The sequence below is a fragment of the Desulfopila aestuarii DSM 18488 genome (assembly GCF_900143695.1).
Taxonomy (GTDB): domain Bacteria; phylum Desulfobacterota; class Desulfobulbia; order Desulfobulbales; family Desulfocapsaceae; genus Desulfopila; species Desulfopila aestuarii.
The window spans coordinates 1-24321 of record NZ_FRFE01000042.1; the positions used below are offsets into that span (position 1 = coordinate 1).

A 24321-nucleotide genomic window follows, 5' to 3' on the forward strand; every position below is an offset into this window, starting at 1 on the left:
ACGTGGAGCTTACCGATACTAATAAGCCGTGAGGCTTATCCACATTTTTTTGATTAACACTGACTACTGATTACTCTACTATTCGATTATCTTTTTTATTGATAGTGAGGAGTTAGGTGATAGGAGTAAGGAGTGTACAGTTTGGCGCCTCCGGCGCGAAACTAAAGTCCCCTTCCCCCTCACCCCTTACACCTCACAGCCGAGATTTTCGGCGGTCATAGCGAAGAGGATCCACCCGTTCCCATTCCGAACACGGAAGTTAAGCTCTTCAGCGCCGATGGTACTGCATGGGAAGCCGTGTGGGAGAGTAGGTCACCGCCGATTCTTTATACAAACGCCCCGATCAGTTTCTTCTGATCGGGGCGTTTTGTTTTATCCTGAGACCAATACAGAACCAGGCAGAGTAGTTAAATGTGAAGGGAGAAAATGTGGCACATTTTCACCAGAAAACTGCCCTCACCTCCTTCGCCTTACACTTCACCCCTTACTCCTCACCCTGCTTCACAACAAATCACTCGCAAGATCAGCCAGTTCAGATCGTTCACCCTTGCGCAGGTCGATTTTACTATTTTCTATGCTCATAGAGACCTTTCGCATGTAATGGTAGAGCTTTCCTGATATCCTCAGATATATTATTTTCCGGGTTATCCAGTTGCTTGATGAATCTTCACCAGCTCAGTTTGGTGACTTATACACAATAATATCCCCCTTCTCTTTAAATTACCGATTACTCATGAAACTGACCCTTCACAACCACTCAAATCTACCGCAGGAGGACCTTCAGCCAATCATAGATGCCCTTCGCTCCAATCTCATCAACTTCAACCTTTCACATTATCCTGGCGTAAAGCTCTTGCCAATACTTCTCATCTATACAAAAGATGACGGTAGCCTCTGTGGCGGATTGAACGGTCGAATTGCCTGGGATTGGCTGCATGTTGAATTGCTCTGGGTCGAAGAATCTTTCCGAGGCAAGGATTATGGGCGAACCCTGATTCTGGAAGCCGAGAAATTTGCCCGCCAAAATGAATGTATAGGTACATATCTCGATACCTTCAGTTTCCAGGCACCAGACTTTTACCTGAAACTCGGCTATGAGGTATTCGGCCAGATCGATAATCAACCTCCAGGTTACACCCGATACTTTCTCAAGAAGGTCTTTCAGGAACCTTGATATTCTATAGTAAAAATCAATATTATTCAGAAAATTCACAACCGCCAATAGCTGTACGTGCAGTCCTCTTCTTCAGAAATTGGTATAATTATCCTTTCATTGGCAAAGGCCGCTAATGAAAGGACACATATACTGGAAAAGTGCATTCCCCTGCTTCAATTTCTTGATTTATCCTGTTCACCGTGCTATTGTCGTTTTCTCTTTGTGAGCTGATATTTCTCACTTGCAAACCCGGTCGGGACGTGGCTCAGTCTGGTAGAGCACAGCGTTCGGGACGCTGGGGTCGGAGGTTCGAATCCTCTCGTCCCGACCATTATTTCACACAGTTAAACCACATAAAAGTGGTTTCCAAAATACCAAGCTATGTTCTCCTGAAGTTCTCCAGGAGAACATAGCTTTTTTTATGTCCTCCAATCACTCCCAATATCACTTTTTTAGCAGCATCAACGCAACCTCAGCCTCCCGCCGGAGTACCAGCCCGGGCAACTTTCTTCCCCCACCATGTACCCAGCGCCGGCACTCAGCAGCAGCGGCATCCCAATCCCCATCCTGCACCCGTCGTCGAAAGGTTGACGATCGCCAGCGACCGGATCCCAGGTTAAAGACGAAATCGGCAATAGCAGCCTGCTTGCCATTGTCTGCATCAATCAGCTGCCGGCAGTGCTTCACGCCTTGGTGGTAGCTGGCAAGCATATCGTTCTCGAGCAAGATTTCGGCCTCTGTTTCATCGATCGGCGGCTGATCCGGAGCGCACCGGTGGCCGTAACCAATAGTCGGATAGCCGGCCGGGCAAAGATAACGGACCAACCGCACGCCTTCAAACCGCCGGGCCAGTCCTTTAGCCAACTCCAGCATGCTCATGAGATCGGCCGCTTCTTGATGACCCGATCAAGGAACCAGAAGGTGAATATCGAGCTGACAATCCCCTGCTCCGGAGAACCCCATAATAGGGTTATAGTCTCAGCCGAACCAAGTCCACTCTTCGTCATCAGGTAAAACCTGGCACCTAGCACCAGGCTGTAGAGCACAATCACCCACCAGAAGGTCAGCAGGGGCCGTACGGCCGCACTCATCGCATCCACCCACACAAAACCTGTCGGTCTCCCCTGGGCCCTTATAGATTCGACCAATGCCTCCATGCCGGCAGCATCGAGCACCATCTGCCCCTGGGTTTCCACAGCCTGCAGCTGCCATTTATGACGAGCGGCATCATACTCAAGGTTCTTGTCCATCATCGCCAGTTCATGAGCTCGCTCGTTCCGTTTATCAAACAGCCTGATCACCTCTGGAGCCAGGCGAAACAAACCGCCCAGGGCAGATCCGATTAATGTCGTCTCAAGAAACATTGGTCACCTCATTTGCCATGCAGCAAAATCTCGTCGATCCTCTCATGCACACGCTCAAACTTTTTTTCCATCTTCTGCTCTATGCGATCCGGCAAATCGGCTATCTGCTGGTCAATACCCGCCATGGCCTTACCCGGGCAATGCTTCTGAAAACCCTCAACGGCACTCAATCGTAAATCGAGATCCCGTTGACTGGTTTCAAACCCCTTCACTTTTGTCGCAACGATCCAGGTAGCCGTTACCACACCGCCAATAAACGACGCACAATAGCCGAGAATCTTCATTCCCCACGAGAGTAATACCCTGGTCTCGTCATCAACCTGCATCACGGCCACGGCTTTGCCTCTGCCTGCTCCCGGTGATATTTCACCTCAACCTCTTCGGCCGTTGTGTGTGGGTACCGGGTGGTAAGCATGTTGGAAAAGATGTAGACCATTACGGCCACGGCCAAAATAATCGCAACAATATCAGCTGGTCGTAGTTTCACATCACACCCTGTATATTTTCGTCACCGCAGGCCGCCGACCAGTGCCGACAATCCTGCCCAATTGGATAATCACCGCCACCTGAGGCAGATATCCAGCCTCACCATCAACCGTCATGCTTCGCCCCTGATCGTCGGTCACCCGGTACCGGCCATCGGTGGTAACACTCTGCACGGTGGCAAAGATCCGCACCGGGTCTGGCTGGCGCAGCAATCGTTGCAAAATCTCTCTCGATCTCATTACACCACCTCCATCATCCGTAAACCAAGCGAACAGGTGGCAAACGGCTTGCCATCAGCTTGCCGCCCGACGGAATACATGATCGAGGAGACCTCGGCCCGATACTCGCGGCCCTCGTCGTTAATCTGAATGATCTGCCCGGGGCGGACATGGGGACGCATGCCGGGCAGCGTAAAGGTGACCGTCTTCAACCCACGCGCAGCCGCATCGATCGCCACCCGACCAACCTCACGAAACACCGCCTCGCTGGCAAAATAGCTGCAGACGATATCCGTCGGGCTCGGAACATCGCCAAGGCCGCGCTCAACCCGTACTGTCAAGCTCATGCACCTGCCTCCGTATAGTAGATATAGACAAGGAGCGGATAGGTCTCATCAGTGTTCAACGTCATGGCCGGAGTCTGCAGTCGGTAACGGCGAAACCGCACAGGATACGATGCCCGCAAGAGGCACGGGAAACCATCCTGCACCGTGAGCCGCCGTCCGGCAATCTGCAAGCCAACACCAACCCGGCCAAGCCATTGACCCACAATCGAGGCTGCAGGCAGATAGCGCAGATCCTGGCCATCATCAACACCGCCAAAACCAATATCCTGTGATCGCTGCTGTACCACTTGCCCAGAAGCGTTGACACTGCCATGGGTCGCCGCTACCCGCACAATCTGCAGACCAGGATCGGCATGAATGAGCAGCCAGGCCTCATCACCAGGGACGAATCGGCTTTTCACCTCGCCCGAGCTCTCCACATTGAGGGTGTCATCCCACTCCGCCACGATATCACCGGAGACTGATGCCACCGACTCACCAAAGCGCACGACCAGGGTACCGACCACCTCGCCCATCAGTCCGCCCTCCTGGCTATGAACTGCACCTCTTCAATCCTGTTGTCCCGCGCCAGCCATTGATAGAATCTGGTGGTATAGCTAAGCCGCAGCAGTGAATACCCTGCAATATCGGCCTGAATGATACCATCCTCGCTCGTCACAATATCGCCAAGCTGCTGCTCGCGCCAGACCCGATCAACCACGCCATAGATCGGCCACCTGGTTTTACCGATCCCACCATCGATCGCCACCAGTTCATCAACCACCACCTCACCGACAACACCCATTGGTTCAATCGAGACGGACGCTCCGCCACTATGCTCCAACGTATATCCAGGCGCATCAGCCAGCGGTGTCACATAGACTCGAACATCGGCAGTCCGGTGGTCGATCAGGCGATCTATCAGCTGCTCGGTATTACCTGTTGGCAGCTGATCACTGACGATAAAGGAGTTATGCCCCGGCTGAATTTCATTTTGCCAGGTAGTCGACCGCCGTTCAATGCGGGCGTCAATCACCTGGAACGGTGTCACCGTCGGCCAGTCCGGAATCGGCGTCTCAGTTCCACAAACACAGAGCAGTGTCATTCCATCTGCGGCAGTCTGCACCCTGCCCCGGTTGCCGTCTTCGACCAGCTTACGGATAACCGCCAGCGGCGTCTCGTTGTTGGCGGTCAGTTTTCCCCCCCTGATAAAACCATCGGCCATCTGCCAATCAACGGTTATGCCGTGCGGGGCGGCAAGATCGGAGGCGATGACCGACGCCATGCCGGAGAGATCACCGACAAGCGGAGCAGCCAGGTCGAGCGCCCTGGTCGGAGACCAGGCCTCGATCCGGTATACGGTCTCGAGATAACGCTTATCCAGCTTCCATCCTTCGTAACATCGAAATCGGTAGGTATCCCCGGCAGAGACAATGACAATATCCGCCCCATCGGCACACCTGATAGCCACCTCCAGACTCTTTACCGAAAAATCGACGTGCCAGGCGTACTCACTCTTGGTCGCCTGCCACTCGCAGGTGATATATGGTATCCGCTCGCCATCGACATAAATCTTGGTATCAAAGATAAAGAGAGCAGCCGTCTCGGCAGCCATAGCATATGGCTGGACCAGACCGGTAAACAGAGTGCTACAGTCGTTGATAGCATAAAGCTGCTCAGAGGTCACTTGCAGCACAGCAGCGGCGATGCCGTAGATCTGTTCACTCACGACATCAAGACTCTCTGCCATGGTCCACGGCTGGACCAGGCCAGTCTCCAGCTCCAAGGCGGCTCCCCATTTCTGCAGCAGCTCTTTTTGCAGGATATTTGCCCCGCGATATGGCTGGCTAAGTATGGCGGCGAGCAGCGGGACATCGCCATAGAGCTGCATGAGCCAGATCTCCATCAGCATGGAGTAGAGTTGCTCCAGCTCTACAACGTCAAGATCGACGGCAATACCATAGGGCTGGGCAACGGCGATTGTTGCGCCAGCAAGGTCATACCGCTGCAACAGTGCGGCGTAAATATATGAGTCAAAACCAAACGTATAGGAAAACAGCTCGTCTGCCACGGCCAGATTCCAGACGACCAGATCGTCGCCGCTCTCCGGAGCTGCCGGGGCCGTACCGGTCCACACCATATTTTCAGAGTTGTCTGCATTCCCCGCATCATAGTCGATAGTGATCAACGTCTGCTGCGTGGCAGAGATCTCCGGCATCTCGACATACAGACTCGCCACATCGAGACCCGTGTCCCACTCTTCAATGGTGCAACTGAGGATATTTTCCGCCGCATCCCTGACGATAATGCGCTGCCATGGCTCGGTATACAGCTCCGACCGAAAGGCTATGTGACGGATGCCAACATAGCTTGTACTAAACGAGGTCAAGGTTCTGACCACATAGTAGCGATATGCCGTCGTGTTGCCCGACAGATCAAAATATTGGGGATCTGAGACATCTGCGGTTATGTGTCGCCGGGCCTCAAAACTGCCAAGGTAGATCAGGCCAGTCGTATCTGCGGCATTGTTATAATTTGTCATGGCTACAGATGAGTTTGAGCCGTACACCGCAAAATCTTTGACGGCATTGTCAAGCTGCGATGTCCCAGAATTGTGGTAGGCCTCCAGATAGATAGACTTAGCCACAAATGGCGTCACGTAATCAATGACCAGTTTTGCCAGCAACACGCCTGAATACGACAACCAGGAGCAATTGGTGGGCGACCCCGTCAAACTCAAGCCCGGATTAATAGCCATGTAACCACTGTAACCGCTATTAATCGCCGTCGAATGCTTGACATACGTGGTGGAAAATGCCGGCGGATATTTCGGCACGGCTTCCGTCTGGGGGGCAAGATCAAAGAGCGCAGAGGCGTCATAGTTCGACGTCCCGCAGGCACTCGAAAAGAGCAGGGGCAAAACCGCACCTGAGAGGTCAGCACTCACAATGCCTGCCGGCAGTGTGGCGGCGATAAATGTGCTACTCAGCGCCATTAGACGACCCCGACATATTCGCTATAGGCGCAGGTAAGACAGTGCCAGACACCTTCCTCCTGTCCTGCCACCCCTTTTTTCTCCAGCCGCATCACCCCACGGCACCCTTTTTCGGGGCAGGCCTTAGCTGGGACCGGGCCATGCAGGCGTGGTTCTACAGGCTGTATTCTCGCCTGCAGCTGCTGATCAACCGCCACAAGCACCTGCTCGACGGTCAGGCGCTCGTCTCTGCACAGCCCGAGAAAAACCTTTATATCCTGCAACTGACCAGTATTAAATGTATCAAGGTTCATCAGCTACAGCTCCAAGTATAGGTGATTTTTATTTTGACACAAAGAAGACAATGTGCCGTGCAAAGCGGTTGTCCTGCAAATATTGTGAAACACAGCACCTCACTTGCGTCCTCCGGATCGACAATTCCCTCGACTTCGTCTAAAAACAGGTTTCCGCACTCTCCAGCCCCGCTGCCAAAAAAGAGATCAACGCAACCTACCGACGTGACATAGACGATTCTTTCATAACCGCGTTCCACGACAAACTGCTGCTCACCCTCCCAGCCGCCATAGTGGCACCCAGACGAATCACAGCGCTCGACATATTCCCACGCCCCGCCCGTGGCACGAATGAAAAATTCCGTCGCGGTGCAGCCGTCCGACACGACGATAGAGCAAAAGCCACAGGCGTCCTGGGTATAGACCGTCAGACCCCTGCCGGTGGTCTCGGCATCCCGGTACCTATGGTTTCTGTCGGTAAAAAAACCAACGCCGCGCACCGACCAGAGCAATGGGGTCCTGCCACCGGTGACCGCAACCGTAAAGCTGCCGTTGATGGGGGCAATGGTGGCGCTTGTTTCAGCATCTTTAGCCAGCGGCTCAACACCTTCACAGCAGTTGTTGGCCCCTTGCCATTCTTCGTGCTTCTCGCCACAGTCTCCATCAGGGCCAACCAGCTCGACAATAACGGCTCGCCGCAACGGGTCCGCCGGCAAATCCGCTGGCGGCTCGGAGCTATACCCGGCCCACGGTGATACCTTGCCAACCTTGGCGCACGGGTCAAGATCAACAGACGTGCAGCAGATATCACGGAGTTCCTCCGCGCTATACTGATCAGCAGGCCCAACCCACTCGGTAAAGGTCTGGAGAATGCGCTCCGTCATGAGCCATCTGCCTCGTCAGGACATGGAACCTTCACTTTCTGCTCGCTGAGGATCTCGCCGGTGCAGCGATGCCGGCGGATGTAAAGATCATAACAGTCGCCGTCCTCCGGCTCGTCCGGATCATCAGGGTTAATCCTGGCACTGCTGCCACCCCGGCAGTTGCCGGTCATGCTCGGCAGCTCAATCTCCAGCGCTTCAATATTGCCATTGCCCCAGATGGCGATGGCGGTCGACTGGTAGGCCGCCTCGATCTCGTCGTCCAGATATTCGCCAGGCTCTCGTGGGGTGATGGTCAGTGTTGCCGCCTCATGTTCTTCGGTGTAGGCCACCCGCAGCACGCCGACCACCCCAATGCCGCCCCATGAAAGGACGGACCCCGCCAGACTGATGGGCGGATAGGGGATCTGTGCCCCGCTCAAGTCATAAACACTGCCCTCCCAGCTGGCCTTCATCGCCCCTACAACTAGGCTTTCCAGATCAATGGACGACTCGCCTTTGACCGTGATCGAGGTAATATGCTCCACCGTATCCACCCGGATGTCCGACAGCTCGCCATAACTGGCGGTGAGCGTATAGGCGAGGTCGGGCCGCGACTTATGGATCTCCAGCTCCACATCGAGCACCCCGTCGCTGTAGCAATGCGACTTGTACTTTGCCCAATAGAGCTGCAGCGTGGCCAGTGAGTAACCATAGCCATTGAGCGCCAGCCATTCGGAAAAACCGCCGTCCGGCGGCTCCGGCCATGGCTGCTGTACCAGCTTCAGCCAATCGCCTGAGTCTGTTGCCAGCGACTCCGGCGAGACCAGGGTTATACCAAGAGAGGCATAGGCCATCAGATACCCTCACTCCTGTTGACCAGGATAACCTTGTTGTTCGACAGCGGCGCACAGCCTGCCGGGACGTCGCGCTGTTCCCATATAAAAGTGGCAGCCGCATGCAAGGGGATGGTCAGAGTATCCCCGTTGGCCCAAGTCCCGCCCCAAAATCCCGGCTCTATCGTCACCAGTGGTTTCGACCAGGTTGGATGCAATGGTGCATAGTTTGCGCCGATCATACCTGCTGCCAATGTACCGAACCGGTCGGAGGTGGCGGTAAAATTGCCGGACCCGGCATGCAGGATGGAGATCTCATGTTCATCTGCCCCCATGTTGTTAAAGGTGAGCGGATACGACCCGTCATCAAAGGTCCCGGCAGCTGATGACCTGGTGATGGTACCGTTACTCGCTGCAACCTGCCCGGCCGAGTAGACCACCCCGACCTTGCCGCCAGATCCGGCGGAGAAGGCGGCATAATCGTTGGCAACGGGATCGACGGTCGTCACCGTAATGTTGAGTCCTGATACAGATTTGGTGGCCACAGTATGGTATTCAACGTTGCCGCTCAACGATGATGGCGTGAGCTTATCCGTAAGGCGAATATCGTCACCAACCTCAATACCATCAGCGTCACCGGCATCTTTTACTGCAAAGGTGATGATCGACGCTCCCGCCGTGACAGCATTGACCAACCCTCCAGCGCAGAAAAAACGGATACTGCTCAGCCGGGCACCATTTCCATCAACAATATCGGCCTGGGTATCGGTGGGCGTGGCACCGAACATCACTATGCGATCACCGCCCAACGTCGGCCCATCGATAACAAACTCGGCAGAGGCCAGACTGCCGTTGCCGTCCTGGTGGATCTTCAGTGCCACTTTACGGAACAGCGTATCACCATTTTCTCGCTGGGCCCGCAACACATGGGGCCAGACATTATTGATGGCACCGGAGATTATCTCGGTGGTGGAGATGCGACCGCCGTTAGTGGCTAGCGCCGAGCGCTCCTCACAGTGGAAAAACTTCAGTTCATTTTCGGTTGGGGCAGTCATTTATACCTCCAGGAGATAGATCGAACCGATTCGCTCGGTATTCGGCGGTGGATCGACCAGTTCGGAAACAAGAAATTCAAAGGCTTCACCGGTGATAAGCACCTGGCCGGTAAAGCGAGGATGAATGAGCAGCACCGGCGCCATCGATTCCGAAAGAACCAGGACCTGTTCTTCTACCACCATGGTCAGCCGGCCATGCAACTCCAGCGATCTTCCGCCGACCATGGGAGCGATCAGCAGTTGCTGAATACCTGAGTCGGAGCGCTGCACCTCGACAGCAACCCGGTCGGCCTCCAGTCCTCGCAATACCCATTCGTCATCGAGCGTTATTGAACCAAGGGAAATCGTCATGAGCTCATCACGAATGCACGCTGCAGCATTGAGAACAGCCGGTCAGCATTGAGATCGTCCGTATAGACAGTTGCCCGCATGCCATCAGCGCTTTTCAACGTATGTTCATGCTTGAGCATCGAGCTGCCGCCAACCACAGAGCCGCCATCAGTCATCGCCTGAGGCTGCGGCATATACTGGCGAACCGGAGCAACCACGTTGTCGATCAGCCCGCCATACTGCCTCCGGACGCCCTGCATCTTCTCCATGAGCGCCTCCACCACCGCCCCATACCGGCCATAATGGAAATCTCTTACAGTCTGCAGCCCGGCGTCACGGACCCGGTATTTATCCAGCATATACTCGCCATCTTCTGCGATAACATGGCGCCGGTCACCGCCGCCAAAGCCCGGAAAGTGTCCACCGCTGAGCATATTCCGCATGGCGACCGCCCCGCCGGTATTCATGGCCAATGCTCCGATCATGCCGCCGACCTGGTGCGCCTCGGCAATTTTTTCCCGGACGGTGACGTTGATGGTTCTGCCGTCCAGGGCATCGAGCTTTCTATCGATCTTATCGACTTCATCCGTCACCTTTTCCACCGCAACCAGCTGTTCCTTCCAGACGCCATTTACCTCGACCATCTGTCGTTCATACTGTTTGGTTTGATTGGTCAGTTTGTCGGTCTTGTCAGCCGCCCCATCGGCCTCCTTCGAGATGTCACCCACAGCATTGGCAGGCACCTTCTCCAACTCTTCCCGAAAATGCTTCAAAGCATCGCGGGCCTGCTGGATCTTCGGGGCGCCATCCTGCATTTCCTGAAAGTTGGCATCAGCTTTTGCTCCCAATTCATCAGCCGCGCCGAATGCCGCTTCGGCTGCCGTCGCCCACTCCTCGGTAGCGCCGGTGGTGATGCCCAGGAAATCGGTGAGCGTCGCCCCAGCCTCGACAATCTTGAAGATGCCGCCGGAGACATCCAGGGCAAAAGCGGCCGTCTTCTGGAAAACCCCGGCGATCCCCTGGGAGCCGCGATAGATGTAATCCAGGGAAGTCAGCCCGGCCTCACCCATCTGTAGCAGGGCCAGCGCCGTGGCCTTGGCGTACTCACGAACCTCCGGCCCATTCGCCTTGATCTTCCCGGTCCAGGCATCGATCTCTTGCGAGACAATTTTCATGCCTTCAACAAAAAACTGATTCTTGGTGATAGCCTCACCTACCGCAACTTTCATGCCATCGACAGAGTTGGTCGCCAGCGTAAGCGCCCCCTGATAGGTATTAACCGAGGCTGCAGCCTTGCCGAGCGTCGGTCCGGCCTGTTCGAGCAGGACGTTATAGCGGATCTGGGCCTTCTCCAGATCGGTGAGATCCTTCCAGGCCTTGCCAGTGGCATTGTTTGCTTCATGCCAGCTCTTGACGTAGTTCTCGTTCAAGGTCAGGCCGAGCGCCTCGGAGGCCTCCGCCTCGCCCCTGAGTGCCGCAGTGGTTCGTTCCACTGACTCGGCCAGGCCAAACTTGCCGGCACCGAGCTCGCCGCTCACCTCGATGACCTTTTTCATCTGATCTGCGGAAAGCCCAAGCCGCTTGGTCATATCGATGGTCTTGGCCGTGGCGTTTCTGAGCTCTGTTTCCGAATAGACCCGGAGAGTCGCCTGCAGGCTTTTGATTCCCTCTTCCCACTTTGCTGCCGAACCGAGCTCAAACTGCCGGTTGGCAGCCTCAAGAGAGGACTGCATGTTAAATGCCGCCGTATCCAGCGCTGCCGATTCAGCTGCAGCGGCCCCGACAGCCTGGACAAAGCCGTATAAACCGCCAAGAGCAGCAGCACCACCGACAGCAGCACCAACAGCCACCATGTTTGCCGCCGAAGAACGAACAGCCTTCAGCTTATCCATCAGCGGATCAAACCCAGACGCCATCCTGCGCCCCACAGCCATCACCTTGGCCTGCGAGGCGTCAAGGGCCCGGTTGAACCTGGTATTGTCGATGGCAAGAAGGAATTCTAGCTGTTTAGGCATTTGAGCGTCTCAATGAATACGGGGTACGGATAGTTCCACACATCACGATGTCCGAGCCTGATCAGGTGGCAGACGGCTTCGATGATGGCGCCAGACTCGCTTTTGCCGAACCGCCTTTTCCGGCGGATACGACCCGCTCCATCATCGCCACAAAGAAAGGGTTTTGGGCCCGCACCTCATCGATCAGGTTGCGCACTTCCTGCGGATCATAGTTGCCGCCAACCTCGGCAACGGAGAGCCCTGTCGCCCTGGCCACAGCGACCACCGGCACCTCGTCATCAAACATCCGATCGACAATATCGAGATCGAACCAGGACTTGACCTTTTCCCCGTCTTTCCCGATCTGCTCCATGAGCTCACGGACATCACTCACCGTGAGAGTCTTGACCGTAATATCACGCCCGCCAAGTTTCACTGTCCCGGCCATCAGATCACCCCTTGATCCTTGAGCCACTGGATATCGGTGACGGCTACCTCAATCTCCGCCCCTGCCTCATACTCCTTGCCCGCATGACGGTGCGGCTTCTTCAGCTTCACCTTTTGCCGCTCGGCAGGCTTCTTTTCAATTTGCTCGTTCATATCTTCACCTGGTTGATAATGTTTTTAGTCGAGCCAGCCTGTTACAGCGGCAAGCCGTCAAAATAGCCGTAATCAGTCTGGCCGGTCGGAAGCTCCGGAATAAGGTCGAACTGCAGGGCCTCGCGCTCAGTATCAGGCGCTGAAAGCACCACAACATCGGCCTTTGACACCACCCGCACCTTACGCAGAAAGAACTTGCCTGAATCGCCGCTGAAGTCATCGACCAGATTGCCCTTCAATGCGTACTTTGCCGAACTGCCGGAACCGATAGTTACCCGACTGTCGGTGTTGGCCGCACCGGCTGCCGTCACATGCACCACCGCATCCTCGGCAATAGCGCCGCCCTCAAGTGGTGCGATCAGTCCCAGGACCGCGTTCAGGCTATAGTCCACATTGGCGGTATAGGTGGTCGTATCGGTAACATCCTTCACCACCACGGAAGAGAGATCCTCAACACCGATCTCCGCATACTCCCGAAACTTGCCAAGCGTCACCGGCTCAGCCGTCAACGTGGTCTGACTGACACTCCTGGTGCTGACCATACCATCAAGGGCCTTGGCCACATTGTCCGCGGTATAATTGAGCAAGGTGAGACTCCCACCTGTTTCAGCCGGCTTCTCCTTCGAATCAATGACCTTGCCATTGGTAAGGCAAGTGCGACCGAGAATGGTCACCACCTCCTTCTTAATGGTCACCGTCAATGGATACGCCTCGCCCAACTCCTGATACTTTGCCAGCAGCACCCCCGCGTCATCCACTTTGGCCAGGTACAGGCAGCCGTAAAACGTTCTACTCTTTCCCATTTTCACACCTCACTATCGCCCGCACAGGGCATTGCTGCTCTTGCCGGCCGCAACGCTCGCAAACCGCACGATATAGGCAACCGATTCATGCTTCTTGTCGTAAAACTCAACCTTGCCCAGCTGCAGCGCCTTCACTTCCCCGGGAGGTTTGAAACCAACCAGCACATCCGCCACCAGGTCGATCAACGGCAGACACCCGGTCGGACCGACCAGCGACCTCGACCGCACAACCACCGCCCAGACCAGGCTCGGCGTAATGGTCGAATCCGGCCTACCGCTACCGGGAACCAGTTCATCCAACACCAGAAAAGCCGCCGGAATGGTTACCGGGAACCGTTCCGAATCACGGTCATCCTCGATAAAAGCAACTGTGCCGAGACTCTCCTGCCCAGCAAGCCGGTCAACGATGGCCTGGGCCTGATCGGCAAGATTAAACATCGATATATTCCTCCAGGATCCTGATAGCAGCTTCGGTACCGGCCGTGCCAAGATCAGTGGGAATAAACTTCCTGGCTTTCACATTGCCCCACGGTGATCCGGTATTTCGTCTGGTGTGGGCTTTGATCGTTCGACCGCCCCGGGTATGCTGCCGGACTCTATACCTGTCCTTGCCGCGATACTGTCCCCGTTTTGCTCCCTGGGTCTGTAGCGTCGCTTTTGGAATAACCAGATCCTTACCCGGGGAGGTGTGCACCGAAATACCTGCGGACTTTTTGCCGTGCCAGGTCTCAACGGCATCACGGAGCTCCCCGGTATCGGCCCGCAGTCCGGACTTCTGCCAGGCTCGCCTCTTCAAAGGCTTCATCACAGTTTCTTCTATCTTCCGCATTGCAGGAGATAGATTCCTGGACTTCTTCAGCAGCCGGTGCAGCTCCGGACTGATCCCGTCACGGATATCGATGGAGACAATCCCGCTCATCACCAGCGTCTCACCTTCCAGGGCCCGATCAGGGCATCCACCGCAAACGGCACCTTGCGGACCGTAGTGCCGACGACAACCGCCTCACGAACTTCATACCAGTGGGCAGCCAATAGCTGGATAGCCTGGCGCAGGTCCTCCGGAACCTTGTCTTTCGAACCGAACCCCGCAGTGAACTCCACCCGAATGGGATCCACATCAAACAAGGTGCCACTCGGCCAGCTGGAACCAAGCGGCATGACCATAGGTTCAGGGCCAACCACTGCCGGTAGGTAATCGCTCCCACTGACCAGGGTGTGGTCGACTCCATCCCCATCAAGCCATTTGACCATCTCAACCGACACGACAGAGCCAAAAGGCAGCACGATGCCGCCGACTGGCCACCTATCCAGGTACAACCGCCACTTCTGGGAGACCAGCTTCCGCCAGGTAACCGTCTCAACGTGACTGGTAGCCGCCTTGATCAACAGCTCCAGATACTCGTCCGTGGTTTTCTCCGGATAGATGGTCCAAAGATGGGTTCTGATCTCTTCAGCAGAAATCGGCAGCTCAGCCGGCCCCTGGATCAGCTCTGCCTTGGTCAGCTCCGGTCTCATTTGTTCTCAGGTGCGTTGCCTTTGCTTTTATTGGCAGCCACTTCCGCCCTGGCTTTCGCTTCGGCCTCGGCCATCTCTCTCGCCTTGTCGATATCGGTCACCCGGTTTTTTCCGGGATCCTCTGCAAGGCGATTGTCCATTGCAAACTTTGCCACATGGGCAGGCAGCTCAGCCGGTTCCTCACCGGCAGGATAATGCTTTCCTTCAAACCTGAAGCCGGTGGTGATTCGTAGTTTCAGCATGATCTCTCTCCGTTCTGGTTATCCGGGCCGGCCAAGCGGCCCGGCATTGGTATCAGCCGCAGCTTATGCCTGCTGCAGGATCTTGATGGCGTTGGAATCGACCAGCATGCCGCCCACCCGCTTGGTGGTATAGAAATGGACATACGGCTTATTGGTGAACGGATCCCGCAGCACCCGGATGCCTATCCTATCGAGGATCAGATAGCCGCGCTTGAAATTGCCGAAAAGGATACTGGCATTGCCGGTTGCAATATCGGCCATGTCTTCATTCTCGGCGATTCCGTACCCGAGCAAGCTGGAAGGCTGCCCGGACTGCAGACCAGGCGCCCAAAGGTACTGACCGGTGGAGTCCTTCAACTTGCGGACGGCGGACACACTCTTGCCGTTCATCATCCAGCTGGCACCGTTCCGAAGCGACTTTTTCAGCATGTAGATAAGCGTGATCAGCTCATCACCGGTTACTGCTGCAGCCCCGGCCGCCACCATGTGCTGCAGCTGGCCGAAAGCTCTTGCGGCATCATCGGTTGTGACACTGGTATAGGCCAGGATCCCTTTCGGCTTCTTCACCCCGTCGCCGGACAGGAAGGCAACCGACTCTTTCTCGGCAAACTCGGTAGCCACCTCACTCTGCAGCCAGCCCTCGGCATCAAAAAACACATCATCAAGCATCTGCTGGGTCGCAGCTGGATTGGCATAGATCTCACCCATGAACGGAGTGATAGCTGCCAGCCCGGGTGTATTGGTCTCAGGTCGGGGATCATCTTCATCCACCCAGCCTGAAGAGGTACCGCCAAGCGACACCAGCTTCTTATATTGCGCCCCGCCGATGGTCCGCACCGAACAGACCGAACGCATCGGCGACTCGTTGCGCATGAGCGTCAGGATCTCGCGATCGAGCTCTTCCGGAATTGCATAGCCGCCATCCGCATCGGTGGTGATATTGAGCGCCTTTTGCTCAAGCTCCAACAAGCCTTCATCCTGGCCTTTTCGCAGGAACTTCTTGAAAGCCGCCTTATGCTCGGCAACCTCTTCCCGCACATCGTCACCGGTACCGCCCGGACGATTGATCTTCACCAGGATGGCGTCAATGCTCTTCTGTAGCCTGTCGATTTCCTCATTCGACTTGTTGACCTTCTCCTCGAGGAGCGGATCGGTGTTGCCCTTTGCCTCAAGCTGGGCCAACCGTTCGTCGTTTGCTTTCTTGAACTTCTCGAAAGCGCTCAGCTGCTTTTCCAGCAGCTCCTTAATCTCAGCCATGTCAGCCTCCAAAAATGTGGATTGATTTTTCAATCAGTTTCTTGTTCTCCGCATTTTCCGCAGCAGACTCCCTCCGCTCGAAACCGTTCGAGGCAATACGGAGCGCCTCAGACTTCGAGAATCCTGACTCCCTCAGGAATTCCTCAAAATCGCGAACGGTTGTGATACTCTTCACGTTCTCGATCCGGGCCAGGTCATTGGCCGGAAAGGTGACGATCGACACCTCCCACAGATCGAGCTCTTTCAAGGTGGTGATCCCGGTCTCCCGGTCAAATTCATCGACGATGGTCCGGTACCCGATCGACAGCCCGGTCACCGCCTTGGCCTTCATCAGGGCATAGGCTTCTTTGGCCAGGGCCACATCATCCTTCAGCAGCTGACCGCGAACCCACAAACCGGATCCATCTTCCTTCATCTCCAGATAGGGTCCGACCGGATGCGCGCTGCTGTGCTGCCAAAGCACCGGCGGTAAGGATCCTTTTGCCCTCCAGCCCGCCAGTGACTTGGAGAACGCACCCGGGGCAACCACATCCCGGTACGAATCCTCTACATGAAAGACCGAACCGTAACCCTCGAAAGTCCCATCATCCGCAATCGCCTTGACCTCAAAGGGCCGTGCCATGTATTTCATTTTCATCCTCTATCTCCGTTAATCCCTGACAGGGACGATGACGCACCGACAGCCCCGGTGAATGGGGCCGTGCAGCTTCGGTCCCCGGATCTTCCATGGTGAATTCTGATATCCTTCAGGCTGATAGTTGCCATGCTCGACAAACGGCGCCTCGATACCGACGATCTTTCCGTCAAGATCCTTACAGAACGGGCACGACTCGGATCCGCGCCGTACCCACTGCAGCCGGGTGATACCGACAGCCGCCCAGACAAAACGGGAAACAGACGATTCCTGCTGTACCACTTCCCGTTCGGCAATCTTGCCCGGGCGGGTCTCTTCCCACTCGATCAGCCTCTGTTCCAACACATCAAGAAGCTGCTCCGGATCAGTGTCACGGATCAGCGCTGCCAGTTGGCCGATACTCGAGGCAACATGACGAACCGCCAAGGCCTCCAGCACCTGGTCGAGAAAATCACCGAGAACATTGGGATCGACAGCGTTATCACTCTCGGCCTCACTCAGGGCCGCTTTCCGCACTGCAACGCCATACTCCCTGACCAAGGCCCGGAAAGACGATTCAATCCTGGCCGGAAACTGGCTGTAGATATCATCGAGCTGCTCCTGGATGTTTTCCGGTACCGACTTTTGCGATTCAATGATGGTCCGAACCATGCCGGTCTCGGCTTTCACCACCAGGGCGGCAATCTTGTTAAACCGGTCCTTGAATTTCAGGCGCAGCGCTTCCCGGGATTCGACCCCTTTAAACTCGGCAGCCTTGATCAGCCGCTTTTCCGGCTTTGGCATTCCCTGGGATGAATCGACCATGTTGAGCGGCGCCAGGTATATGTCTCCACCAGGACGAGGATTCATGTTCTCTTTCTTTCTCACCTCGTTCGGCGACAACCAGCCACCGTTGACCCCGGTCTTATATGCTTCATAGCGGGTACGGATATCGGCCCGTTCTAGGCCGTCGACCACGTACTCGACAAACATGCCGCGCTTACGCTCGGCCGGGGTCATCAGATCACGATGCATGGCCATCTCCACCCGGCGGCACCAGGGCAGAATGGTGTACTTGACGAACTCCAGCGACTGCTGGGTGATGTTGGAAAAGCTCGACTTTGTCAGATCGCCGATCATGTGTGGCGGGATGCGGTAGATCGAACAGATCTCGGTCCGCTGGAACTGCCGGACCTCGAGATATTGAGCGTCCTCGTTGGACATGGAGATGGTCTTGAAATCACCGCCCTGCTCGAGGATGGCGGTCTTGCCGATATTGGCCCCGCCGTATTTCTCGTTCCAGCTTTTCAGCAACCGTTCATAAGCGTTATCACTTATCTCGTTCGGCATGGTGATAACACCTGAAGGCCGCGCCCCGTTCTTGAACAACCGCGCGCCATACTGCCCGGCCGCCATGGCCAGGCCAATGGTCTCCCGGTGATGGGTAACAGGCGAGACACCCATGAAGCCGTCAAAAGTCAGACCGCGAACATGGGTGATCTCATCCTGGCTGAAGGTCTGGGGGGAGCCATCAATGGTAATGTGATAACGGATATCACTCAACTTCCTACGTTCTGCCCGCACGCTGCCGGGCTGAAAAGGGATGAGCTCAAGAACTTCACTTTTGCTGTTGAGTGATTTAAAGGCGTAATGATTGCCCCGCATCGCCAGCGAGGTGATCATGAACTCGGTATATTCAAACGGTGTCATCCAACCGTTCGGCGAAAAGGAAAGCAGCTCAGCAAGAGCCGTATCGGTAACCCGGGATTTCGAACCATCCCGATTTTTCACATAGACATGGCAGGGGAGTTGGGCGATAGACTCGGCCAGCAACCGTACACAGGCCCAGACCGTGGCCATCCGGATGGCAGAGGATATACTAACGCTGACACCAGCACTGGTCTCACTACTGGAAATCAGAAATGCCAGATCAGCAGAGTTGAGAACCTGCACGCCTCCAGCTGTCTTTTCTTCTTTTCCGTCATTGGATGTATTGAGAACTATAAGCTCGCCCATAATCACCTGTTTCGGTTGATGTTGGGGCGAGCCTATACCACAAAGGCAATGGTCAACAAGGTGGACTGCTAAAATTGAGAAAATTGCACAAATTGAGAAAATTGAGACTGCAACAAAAAGATAGGGTTCAGTGTCAGACGAACTTGACCTGTTTCCAGGTCCTTTTTCATATGCTATATCCCTCAGGATATAATCTTTCTATAAGATACGAACTTCACAACACAGACATCAATAAGAAAACACAACATTTCATTTTGTTGAGTGGTCAGTCAAAACGCATAAAATGCCGGAAGACCTATAAATGATCGGTCAGAAGGAACGGATTACACTCCATTTCTGGCTCCTAGAGACAACAGACAGGTAAAAGAAACAGAGAGCTGCGCCTAGAATACAATTGAGATGACTATGTTAATTGGCCTTCATAGCGAAGAGTAAATGGCGGAGCATCCCCTCGGGGATAAACTCGGGAATAAAGCAAAGGGCTATTCTTTGGTATCCACTTTTTTCAACCTACCTCAATCGTGACGCTGGCCCGGAATATGCGAGCGTCACGATTTTATAGTATCATTTGGCGAGATATGTTGTTGCGGTGTATGAACCACGCTTCCACAAAAAAACGGGTTGGGTGTACTTGAGATCCTAATTTTTACCTTCTCCCCCCTCCGGTTTGTTCGAGAATGTGGACGTCAATATATGTCAAATTATTTATCGTATCTAGCACAGCTTCCGCACCACCACTCTCAGTGCTGACTGTGTCAACCGATAACGCTGCGATCTCCATTTCTTCTTCTAAAGGTAGAAGAATAGATGCATTCCCGAGAGATGTGTTGCAGATTACTGTCGGACAGGTCTCATCAAGACTGAAAGTAATTCGGTAATATCCGGCGGCAGTTCCATCTATCGGATCGTTTAAGTTACGGACGTTCCAGGTATAGCCATAAATGACACGACCCTTAACGTTAATCTCTGCCGAGTAATAACCTGGACCGTCACCTCCCTCATAGACGGCCATGTTATATATGGGCGTATTAATAACGCCAGGAACGTCACTCGTCCATCCAATATCTTCTCCTTGCCAAGTAAGATCAGGTAATTCGTTAAGATCCTGGACGAGCAGCTTCTGTATAGTTAACCGTGCACAAGGTGAGTATACTGTCGCTTTATTCCCTGGGTTCGTGAGTACTTCTCCATTACGCTCCGTTGCCAGTCCATGGACTTCGTCAATCCCCCAACCACTCACATGTCGCATTTCATATTCTGTCATTGGGCTCGAAAGATCCTTGAAAAGTACCACTTCGATCCGGACCTGTGATCGAGTATACCAATCCACGGATTCCAGGTTGTCTCCCCAGTCAATCCAGTCGACATCAACCTGTGCTCCACTCCAATCCTGGTGGCCAGCCTGCCAGATATTATTATAATCTTTTTGAATATATGCTTTGGCGAGGGGCATGGGGTTATCTGCTGCTATCTTTCCTGCAATATGTTCATCATCATGAATAACTTGATTAGGAACCCCATCATTACACAAAGGCAATGACTCGGGATTGAGGCTAGGGTTAATCTCATCGGGATCATGAGGGCAACTGGCAGGAACTATGTTCGGGTCCTCTCCGTTGGTCCCCCATTGATACCACCATTCGCCTTCTAGGCTGGGAACCATGTCTGGAGTGCCTGGCAGGGCTTTTGCTACACCCTCCGACCAGATAACCGGAAATGATAAATTGTTTCCGGCTGTCTCGCCACCAGGTTTTCCACCATTTCCCGGACCTTTTGCCGAGATCGATTCAACGTTGAACAAAGATAAAAACACTATCGCTGCTAAACATGGGCCAATTGTCAATATACGTGTTTTCATATCGTCCCCCCCGAGAACAGAGAATGAATTCTATATGTCCTTTCAGCCACTTTTGCTTGTCAGGATGAATGGTGTAATGGATTTCGGAGGTGCGCGTGATAACCGGCCGTACAATGGCAGATCTTTGCTGTGAAGATGCCCCCAGGAAAGGGAAGCAAGAGAGGGTACTACTCGAAGAAAAGAACGAGTTACCAATACTGCATTTTTTTTCTGTCGGTTCATTCCCATGTCCTTTTTGCTTAGGAGAGGAACTGATACGATAGAATTGCATTGTGTTATAAGACCATAACGAATCTCAGGGCTATAACAACGGGTGTATCATTATAAAAGCCGGGCTTCCTAGCAGGAAGCCCGGCTATTAAATTTCAACACCCCAAGGCTTACCGCTCCAGCTGGCAAGCATGTCTCATATAGTTCTATTATTGACAATTTAAAAGAATGTTCAATCCTACTATGTGGCACATATCGTGCTAGGACATGAATAACATATCTATCATCTCTAAAAAAGATCGATATCAGATATGTAGGCGTACAAAGATCTTCAGCATAATCAATATTATTTTTTTGAAATGCAAAATATTTTCATACTGTGTTTAACAGACAGTCTGGCGATACTATCAATTCTCTGTGTTAATGCGACTGAAATACCACGATACTGCCTACAAGCAGGTTCAAGATCTTTTCCGTATCAGCCTTAGGCTTAAAAGAGTCCTTGGCAAATCTGTGAGAAACTATCTTAAAAACTGACAGACGCTATACTTTCACTTTTTCGATTTTTCTCAAATTGTTCCAGTGAGGGCCGGAGCACCCTGATTGCCTTTTTGTCACCGACATTGACCGACTCTAATTGCTTCCGCTGGATAAGCCTGTAAACCGTATGTGCGGATACGTTTAGCCTTATAGCGACGGCGGAAACTTCCAAATATTCGCCCTTCATACGACTCTCAGCCCCCTTTCTTCATAAACTGATTTCTTCATAGGAATCTCACCATGCAAGGCTCTATCAAGGCCCATGATCAGGGCGACGATGCCGTCTATTCTCTCAATTGACTTTGACTTGTCCGGTTTGATGTTGCCGGCAGGATCCTGAACCGCGACCACGTTGTCTGCCATCCAAGCTAGCACCAAGTTGCCACCATGAGCCAGCTTGCCACTGATCACGAGCTTTTCGAGCTCTTTCATCGGCGGTAACATTGAGGCGAAGCCTTGGCCGAACTGGACCACCTGCAGGTTCATTTCCTCGATGTCCTGGATCACTTTCGTAGCGCCTCAGCGGTCGAAGGCGATCTCCTGCAGCTCGAGCTTTTCGGCATCATCTGAAATCTGTTTGGTGATCCAGGAGTAATCGATCACATTTCCGGGAGTGGCGGTCACCCACCAGCCCGGCCCGCAGAAAAGCGTCATACGATACCCGATCCCGACGAGATAGCACGAATTAAAAATATCGAAATATCTTTGCAAGCACCTATCAAATACAACAAATTTTACAGTAGCTTGTTGATATTAAACATTCCGCAACTTGTTAATCAGAATGCAGCTGCCACTTTGTGGCATTGTTATCACGCACATTAACGCCATATAATATTAAAAATACCCCAAAAAAAAGGCCAGAGACAGCAGTAGCATAATCAGCTAACAGCAAGAAAAGCAATCAACTTGAATTTAAATCTGCCCACATTAACTTAACAACTGTAGCCATGTTGTTTTTCCTAGTCTCCTAATGCTGATATTCTGACTTATCTATAAAGAGTATCGCTCTAATCAAACACACACAGAAGAATAATAATTAATTATCAATGAATTGCAGACGAAAACGCAATTTTTGATAGCATATTTGATCAACATAAAATAATCAGTGACTGGATTCATTTTAAGTAAGAAGGAGGCAAGAACTATGAAGGCCATTCAAACAACATTACTATTGATCATTATATCTGTCATTAATCACCATAACAATGCTAACTCAAAAATCATCACTGAAACAATTTACGGAACATTGTCTGAGAAAACTGACAATATTGGGGAAGGCTATGACATAGGAAAACGTTATGAATTATTCACCATAACCTATGATGATGAAAGCACTGTCATGCATATATACAACATGGATGGCTCTATAGCATCGACAATAGATAGCGGATCTCATGAATTTGATTTTGGCGATGATGCTTTGTATGTAATTGCACCGTTCCTGGTTGGTTTCATTGATACATATTGTGTTACTCCAACAGGAACAACAACCTACCTGGATTGGCACTATGAATTATTAGATGAAGGAGTAGAAATATATCAACGAGTTGATGAGTACTCCACCTTGGAATTAGAAATGTATCTAGATGATAGCAAAAGTGATTATGGTGAGATATCCGGCAATGCAGGTTCTGTTTCCAGTTTTATTAAATTTAATAAAATTGAGCGAGTTCCTTTGAATTCGCCTATTGTGGAGGCAACAGTTAACGGTCTTGATTGTTTTCAAATTGAAGGCGATCCAAGAATTTGGCTAGACCTTGACAACCCAAACATTTTAGACAGGTCATATAATGAAATCAAGTCGTGGGCAAAAGAAAATAATTTCAGATTTGCAACCAAAAATGACCTGGATGATCTGATTCGTGCCGTGCTTCCATTAGGTGATGTCTTCTCTCCCGATTGGAGCGATGAAGGAATTCCTATCGTAAATGATGAAGGAATTATTAATGAAGCTTATTATACTGAAAAAGAAAGAGAAGCGATTGGGTTAACTTTTTCATATCGATCATATGCTATCTCTACTGGCTATACAGTTACTGATTATTCATGGTCTGGGCAATTAACTCCTATCAATTATACAGCCATCGGTACTTATTCTAAAGAACCTCTATTGTATACATCTTACTCAGAATCTTCCACAATTGACGGTGCTATTTATTTGTCTGGCGATATCCCATTAGAGCGCTTTTCAGCATGGCTCATATCCGACAACGTTCTGAAAGCAATTAATTATTTCTACTCTCCTGTTTATGAAAACCATTATTTCACTGGTAATGAAGATGAAACGAACTACATTATAGACAACTGGTCTGAATACTGGGAATTTGTTGCTCCTGTCTGGTATGCCTTCTTGAATCCAAAACCTGGAACAACACCACTTTATCATTTTTATGCCCCGTCTAATGAAAATCATTATTACACTATAAATGAAGACGAGAAAAATTATATAATGAAAACTTGGCCATGGCACTGGCAGTACGTTGGCGTTACCTGTTATGTTTATTCGAGCAATATTCCTGGAACCAATCCAATATATCATTTCTATTCATATCAAGCAGACAGGCATTATTTTTCTTATGGTGATGATGAAAAAGAATACATAATGAAAACTTGGCCAAACTATTGGACCTATATAGGAGTAGCATGGTACGCATTTCAATATTACTCAAGCCAATATTAACAAAAGATCTAATATCTTTTCATTCCAGATAACATATTGGCTTTTACAGATACTATATTCCAATTAGGCTTGAACGCAAGGTTAATGCTTGACAA

General features: G+C 52.4%; 30 protein-coding genes, 1 tRNA gene and 1 rRNA gene. 4 read left to right on the forward strand and 28 right to left on the reverse strand.

Features of this window, described 5'->3' with window-relative positions; translation table 11 throughout:
• Positions 1-207 precede the first annotated feature (207 nt).
• From rrf to BUF15_RS23605, 3 genes are all read left to right on the forward strand, one after another.
• Positions 208-324, forward strand: a 5S ribosomal RNA gene (gene rrf, locus BUF15_RS23595).
• Between the two features lie 409 nt (positions 325-733).
• Positions 734-1174, forward strand: a complete 441-nt coding sequence (locus BUF15_RS23600) for a GNAT family N-acetyltransferase (protein WP_084554495.1) — start codon at positions 734-736, stop codon at positions 1172-1174.
• Positions 1175-1410: 236 nt separating this feature from the next.
• Positions 1411-1487, forward strand: a tRNA-Pro gene (locus tag BUF15_RS23605).
• 113 nt (positions 1488-1600) lie between these two features.
• On the opposite strand, the gene BUF15_RS23610 is transcribed toward BUF15_RS23605, so the two are convergent.
• The 28 genes from BUF15_RS23610 to BUF15_RS28165 form a co-directional block, all read right to left on the reverse strand.
• The gene (locus BUF15_RS23610) at positions 1601-2035 is read right to left on the reverse strand and encodes a lysozyme (RefSeq protein ID WP_200802469.1); all 435 of its coding nucleotides are present in this window, start codon (positions 2033-2035) and stop codon (positions 1601-1603) included.
• Positions 2032-2520, reverse strand: coding sequence for a hypothetical protein (locus BUF15_RS23615; RefSeq protein WP_073616422.1), 489 nt, complete (start codon positions 2518-2520; stop codon positions 2032-2034). The genes BUF15_RS23610 and BUF15_RS23615 overlap by 4 nt, the downstream gene beginning before the upstream one ends.
• Before the next feature lie 8 nt (positions 2521-2528).
• Entirely contained in the window at positions 2529-2855 is a 327-nt protein-coding gene (locus BUF15_RS23620; protein WP_143170857.1) for a hypothetical protein, read from the reverse strand.
• The gene (locus tag BUF15_RS27230; RefSeq protein WP_159441368.1) at positions 2846-3007 is read right to left on the reverse strand and encodes a hypothetical protein; all 162 of its coding nucleotides are present in this window, start codon (positions 3005-3007) and stop codon (positions 2846-2848) included. Before BUF15_RS27230 ends, BUF15_RS23620 begins: the two co-directional genes overlap by 10 nt.
• A gap of 1 nt (position 3008) precedes the next feature.
• Positions 3009-3245, reverse strand: a complete 237-nt coding sequence (locus BUF15_RS23625; protein ID WP_073616426.1) for a hypothetical protein — start codon at positions 3243-3245, stop codon at positions 3009-3011.
• Complete coding sequence (locus tag BUF15_RS23630) at positions 3245-3571, reverse strand: phage tail protein (RefSeq protein WP_073616428.1); 327 nt, start codon at positions 3569-3571, stop codon at positions 3245-3247. Before BUF15_RS23630 ends, BUF15_RS23625 begins: the two co-directional genes overlap by 1 nt.
• Positions 3568-4086: a hypothetical protein gene (locus BUF15_RS23635; RefSeq protein WP_073616430.1), complete on the reverse strand. Its 519-nt coding sequence runs from the start codon at positions 4084-4086 to the stop codon at positions 3568-3570. The genes BUF15_RS23630 and BUF15_RS23635 overlap by 4 nt, the downstream gene beginning before the upstream one ends.
• The gene (locus tag BUF15_RS23640; RefSeq protein WP_073616432.1) at positions 4086-6545 is read right to left on the reverse strand and encodes a hypothetical protein; all 2460 of its coding nucleotides are present in this window, start codon (positions 6543-6545) and stop codon (positions 4086-4088) included. The genes BUF15_RS23635 and BUF15_RS23640 overlap by 1 nt, the downstream gene beginning before the upstream one ends.
• Complete coding sequence (locus BUF15_RS23645; protein ID WP_073616434.1) at positions 6545-6838, reverse strand: hypothetical protein; 294 nt, start codon at positions 6836-6838, stop codon at positions 6545-6547. The genes BUF15_RS23640 and BUF15_RS23645 overlap by 1 nt, the downstream gene beginning before the upstream one ends.
• Positions 6838-7701 (reverse strand): hypothetical protein, encoded by an 864-nt coding sequence (locus BUF15_RS23650; protein WP_073616436.1) that lies wholly within the window; start codon positions 7699-7701, stop codon positions 6838-6840. The genes BUF15_RS23645 and BUF15_RS23650 overlap by 1 nt, the downstream gene beginning before the upstream one ends.
• On the reverse strand, positions 7698-8534 hold the full coding sequence (locus tag BUF15_RS23655) for a hypothetical protein (protein WP_073616438.1): 837 nt from the start codon (positions 8532-8534) through the stop codon (positions 7698-7700). The genes BUF15_RS23650 and BUF15_RS23655 overlap by 4 nt, the downstream gene beginning before the upstream one ends.
• Positions 8534-9568, reverse strand: a complete 1035-nt coding sequence (locus BUF15_RS23660) for a hypothetical protein (RefSeq protein ID WP_073616440.1) — start codon at positions 9566-9568, stop codon at positions 8534-8536. Before BUF15_RS23660 ends, BUF15_RS23655 begins: the two co-directional genes overlap by 1 nt.
• Positions 9569-9919, reverse strand: a complete 351-nt coding sequence (locus BUF15_RS23665) for a hypothetical protein (RefSeq protein WP_073616442.1) — start codon at positions 9917-9919, stop codon at positions 9569-9571.
• The gene (locus tag BUF15_RS23670; RefSeq protein ID WP_073616444.1) at positions 9916-11913 is read right to left on the reverse strand and encodes a hypothetical protein; all 1998 of its coding nucleotides are present in this window, start codon (positions 11911-11913) and stop codon (positions 9916-9918) included. Before BUF15_RS23670 ends, BUF15_RS23665 begins: the two co-directional genes overlap by 4 nt.
• 61 nt (positions 11914-11974) lie before the next feature.
• Positions 11975-12340 (reverse strand): hypothetical protein, encoded by a 366-nt coding sequence (locus BUF15_RS23675; protein WP_073616446.1) that lies wholly within the window; start codon positions 12338-12340, stop codon positions 11975-11977.
• Positions 12340-12492: a DUF7210 family protein gene (locus tag BUF15_RS27235; RefSeq protein ID WP_159441369.1), complete on the reverse strand. Its 153-nt coding sequence runs from the start codon at positions 12490-12492 to the stop codon at positions 12340-12342. Before BUF15_RS27235 ends, BUF15_RS23675 begins: the two co-directional genes overlap by 1 nt.
• Before the next feature lie 41 nt (positions 12493-12533).
• On the reverse strand, positions 12534-13295 hold the full coding sequence (locus BUF15_RS23680) for a phage tail tube protein (RefSeq protein ID WP_073616448.1): 762 nt from the start codon (positions 13293-13295) through the stop codon (positions 12534-12536).
• A gap of 12 nt (positions 13296-13307) precedes the next feature.
• The gene (locus BUF15_RS23685) at positions 13308-13733 is read right to left on the reverse strand and encodes a Gp37 family protein (protein ID WP_073616450.1); all 426 of its coding nucleotides are present in this window, start codon (positions 13731-13733) and stop codon (positions 13308-13310) included.
• Positions 13726-14214, reverse strand: coding sequence for a hypothetical protein (locus BUF15_RS23690; protein WP_073616453.1), 489 nt, complete (start codon positions 14212-14214; stop codon positions 13726-13728). The genes BUF15_RS23685 and BUF15_RS23690 overlap by 8 nt, the downstream gene beginning before the upstream one ends.
• Positions 14214-14810, reverse strand: coding sequence for a head-tail connector protein (locus BUF15_RS23695; protein ID WP_073616455.1), 597 nt, complete (start codon positions 14808-14810; stop codon positions 14214-14216). Before BUF15_RS23695 ends, BUF15_RS23690 begins: the two co-directional genes overlap by 1 nt.
• Positions 14807-15052 (reverse strand): hypothetical protein, encoded by a 246-nt coding sequence (locus BUF15_RS23700; protein WP_073616457.1) that lies wholly within the window; start codon positions 15050-15052, stop codon positions 14807-14809. The genes BUF15_RS23695 and BUF15_RS23700 overlap by 4 nt, the downstream gene beginning before the upstream one ends.
• A 63-nt stretch (positions 15053-15115) precedes the next feature.
• On the reverse strand, positions 15116-16309 hold the full coding sequence (locus BUF15_RS23705) for a phage major capsid protein (RefSeq protein ID WP_073616459.1): 1194 nt from the start codon (positions 16307-16309) through the stop codon (positions 15116-15118).
• 1 nt (position 16310) lies between these two features.
• On the reverse strand, positions 16311-16946 hold the full coding sequence (locus tag BUF15_RS23710) for an HK97 family phage prohead protease (RefSeq protein ID WP_073616461.1): 636 nt from the start codon (positions 16944-16946) through the stop codon (positions 16311-16313).
• A gap of 12 nt (positions 16947-16958) precedes the next feature.
• Complete coding sequence (locus BUF15_RS23715; protein ID WP_073616464.1) at positions 16959-18938, reverse strand: phage portal protein; 1980 nt, start codon at positions 18936-18938, stop codon at positions 16959-16961.
• A 646-nt stretch (positions 18939-19584) separates the two neighbouring features.
• The gene (locus BUF15_RS23720; protein WP_143170858.1) at positions 19585-20796 is read right to left on the reverse strand and encodes a hypothetical protein; all 1212 of its coding nucleotides are present in this window, start codon (positions 20794-20796) and stop codon (positions 19585-19587) included.
• Positions 20797-21532: 736 nt separating this feature from the next.
• Positions 21533-21733, reverse strand: coding sequence for a helix-turn-helix domain-containing protein (locus BUF15_RS28500; RefSeq protein ID WP_073616470.1), 201 nt, complete (start codon positions 21731-21733; stop codon positions 21533-21535).
• Entirely contained in the window at positions 21730-22053 is a 324-nt protein-coding gene (locus tag BUF15_RS23735) for a terminase TerL endonuclease subunit (RefSeq protein ID WP_073616472.1), read from the reverse strand. Before BUF15_RS23735 ends, BUF15_RS28500 begins: the two co-directional genes overlap by 4 nt.
• A gap of 12 nt (positions 22054-22065) precedes the next feature.
• Positions 22066-22200: a hypothetical protein gene (locus BUF15_RS28165; protein ID WP_268753223.1), complete on the reverse strand. Its 135-nt coding sequence runs from the start codon at positions 22198-22200 to the stop codon at positions 22066-22068.
• A 490-nt stretch (positions 22201-22690) separates the two neighbouring features.
• Between BUF15_RS28165 and BUF15_RS23740 the strand changes: the two genes are divergently transcribed.
• A complete protein-coding gene (locus tag BUF15_RS23740; protein WP_073616474.1) occupies positions 22691-24226 on the forward strand; it encodes a hypothetical protein in 1536 nt (511 codons plus the stop codon).
• Positions 24227-24321 lie beyond the last annotated feature (95 nt).

What these genes read in the sequence shown, in the direction of transcription:
- BUF15_RS23635 (WP_073616430.1), bottom strand. Translation starts at nt 4,086, where the DNA reads ATGGGCGAGGTGGTCGGTACCCTGGTCGTGCGCTTTGGTGAGTCGGTG.
- BUF15_RS23655 (WP_073616438.1), bottom strand. Translation starts at nt 8,534, where the DNA reads ATGGCCTATGCCTCTCTTGGTATAACCCTGGTCTCGCCGGAGTCGCTG.
- BUF15_RS23665 (WP_073616442.1), bottom strand. Translation starts at nt 9,919, where the DNA reads ATGACGATTTCCCTTGGTTCAATAACGCTCGATGACGAATGGGTATTG.
- BUF15_RS23600 (WP_084554495.1), top strand. Translation starts at nt 734, where the DNA reads ATGAAACTGACCCTTCACAACCACTCAAATCTACCGCAGGAGGACCTT.
- BUF15_RS23715 (WP_073616464.1), bottom strand. Translation starts at nt 18,938, where the DNA reads ATGGGCGAGCTTATAGTTCTCAATACATCCAATGACGGAAAAGAAGAA.
- BUF15_RS23615 (WP_073616422.1), bottom strand. Translation starts at nt 2,520, where the DNA reads ATGTTTCTTGAGACGACATTAATCGGATCTGCCCTGGGCGGTTTGTTT.
- BUF15_RS23640 (WP_073616432.1), bottom strand. Translation starts at nt 6,545, where the DNA reads ATGGCGCTGAGTAGCACATTTATCGCCGCCACACTGCCGGCAGGCATT.
- BUF15_RS23645 (WP_073616434.1), bottom strand. Translation starts at nt 6,838, where the DNA reads ATGAACCTTGATACATTTAATACTGGTCAGTTGCAGGATATAAAGGTT.
- BUF15_RS23685 (WP_073616450.1), bottom strand. Translation starts at nt 13,733, where the DNA reads ATGTTTAATCTTGCCGATCAGGCCCAGGCCATCGTTGACCGGCTTGCT.
- BUF15_RS23695 (WP_073616455.1), bottom strand. Translation starts at nt 14,810, where the DNA reads ATGAGACCGGAGCTGACCAAGGCAGAGCTGATCCAGGGGCCGGCTGAG.
- BUF15_RS23610 (WP_200802469.1), bottom strand. Translation starts at nt 2,035, where the DNA reads ATGAGCATGCTGGAGTTGGCTAAAGGACTGGCCCGGCGGTTTGAAGGC.
- BUF15_RS27235 (WP_159441369.1), bottom strand. Translation starts at nt 12,492, where the DNA reads ATGAACGAGCAAATTGAAAAGAAGCCTGCCGAGCGGCAAAAGGTGAAG.
- BUF15_RS23705 (WP_073616459.1), bottom strand. Translation starts at nt 16,309, where the DNA reads ATGGCTGAGATTAAGGAGCTGCTGGAAAAGCAGCTGAGCGCTTTCGAG.
- BUF15_RS23675 (WP_073616446.1), bottom strand. Translation starts at nt 12,340, where the DNA reads ATGGCCGGGACAGTGAAACTTGGCGGGCGTGATATTACGGTCAAGACT.
- BUF15_RS23670 (WP_073616444.1), bottom strand. Translation starts at nt 11,913, where the DNA reads ATGCCTAAACAGCTAGAATTCCTTCTTGCCATCGACAATACCAGGTTC.
- BUF15_RS23740 (WP_073616474.1), top strand. Translation starts at nt 22,691, where the DNA reads ATGAAGGCCATTCAAACAACATTACTATTGATCATTATATCTGTCATT.
- BUF15_RS23625 (WP_073616426.1), bottom strand. Translation starts at nt 3,245, where the DNA reads ATGAGATCGAGAGAGATTTTGCAACGATTGCTGCGCCAGCCAGACCCG.
- BUF15_RS23690 (WP_073616453.1), bottom strand. Translation starts at nt 14,214, where the DNA reads ATGAGCGGGATTGTCTCCATCGATATCCGTGACGGGATCAGTCCGGAG.
- BUF15_RS23650 (WP_073616436.1), bottom strand. Translation starts at nt 7,701, where the DNA reads ATGACGGAGCGCATTCTCCAGACCTTTACCGAGTGGGTTGGGCCTGCT.
- BUF15_RS23680 (WP_073616448.1), bottom strand. Translation starts at nt 13,295, where the DNA reads ATGGGAAAGAGTAGAACGTTTTACGGCTGCCTGTACCTGGCCAAAGTG.
- BUF15_RS23710 (WP_073616461.1), bottom strand. Translation starts at nt 16,946, where the DNA reads ATGAAAATGAAATACATGGCACGGCCCTTTGAGGTCAAGGCGATTGCG.
- BUF15_RS23720 (WP_143170858.1), bottom strand. Translation starts at nt 20,796, where the DNA reads ATGAAAACACGTATATTGACAATTGGCCCATGTTTAGCAGCGATAGTG.
- BUF15_RS28165 (WP_268753223.1), bottom strand. Translation starts at nt 22,200, where the DNA reads ATGACGCTTTTCTGCGGGCCGGGCTGGTGGGTGACCGCCACTCCCGGA.
- BUF15_RS23660 (WP_073616440.1), bottom strand. Translation starts at nt 9,568, where the DNA reads ATGACTGCCCCAACCGAAAATGAACTGAAGTTTTTCCACTGTGAGGAG.
- BUF15_RS23700 (WP_073616457.1), bottom strand. Translation starts at nt 15,052, where the DNA reads ATGCTGAAACTACGAATCACCACCGGCTTCAGGTTTGAAGGAAAGCAT.
- BUF15_RS28500 (WP_073616470.1), bottom strand. Translation starts at nt 21,733, where the DNA reads ATGAAGGGCGAATATTTGGAAGTTTCCGCCGTCGCTATAAGGCTAAAC.
- BUF15_RS23630 (WP_073616428.1), bottom strand. Translation starts at nt 3,571, where the DNA reads ATGAGCTTGACAGTACGGGTTGAGCGCGGCCTTGGCGATGTTCCGAGC.